This is a genomic window from Streptomyces sp. SID5464, from assembly GCF_009862985.1.
In the GTDB taxonomy this organism is placed as follows: Bacteria; Actinomycetota; Actinomycetes; order Streptomycetales; family Streptomycetaceae; genus Streptomyces; species Streptomyces chartreusis_D.
The window spans coordinates 219,916-220,394 of record NZ_WWIQ01000049.1 but is presented as its reverse complement, the minus strand read 5'-3'; the positions used below and the strand labels follow the sequence as shown (position 1 = coordinate 220,394).

The 479-nt window shown below is 67.6% G+C and carries 1 protein-coding gene; it reads right to left on the bottom strand.

From position 1 onward, the window contains the following. A partial coding sequence (locus GTY47_RS24045) for an aminotransferase class III-fold pyridoxal phosphate-dependent enzyme (RefSeq protein WP_010047001.1) occupies window positions 1–479 on the bottom strand: 479 nt, incomplete at both ends.

Here is a 479-nt window from a genome sequence, read left to right as displayed (position 1 = left end):
CGGTGAGAAGCTCGCCACCTCCCGGGTGATGCCGTGGTAGGCCCAGCGGGTGACGATGATGCCCTCGCCGCCGGTGTGGAATCGCGCCACCCGTACCGCCAGGTCGTTCGCCTCCGACCCGCTGCACGCGATGCTCAGCTTGGACAGCTCCTCGGGGAACGTCGAAAGCAGCCGCTCCGCGTAGTCGACCAGGGCTTCCTGGACGTAGCGCGTGTTGGTGTTGACCATCGCCATCTGGCGGGCGACGGCCTCGGCCACGTGGGGGTGGGCGTGCCCGACGCACGGGACGTTGTTGTACGCGTCCAGGTAGTCGTTGCCGTCACGGTCGATCAGGTGGGCCCCGTGACCGGAGACGAACTCGACCGGCTCCTTGTAGATGAGTGTGTAGCCAGGGCCCAGCACCTTGTTCCGGCGCTGGATGGTCTCTCGGAGGTGTTCGGGGAGCTCGCCCAGTACCCCGGGGTCGAACCGGTTGGGGT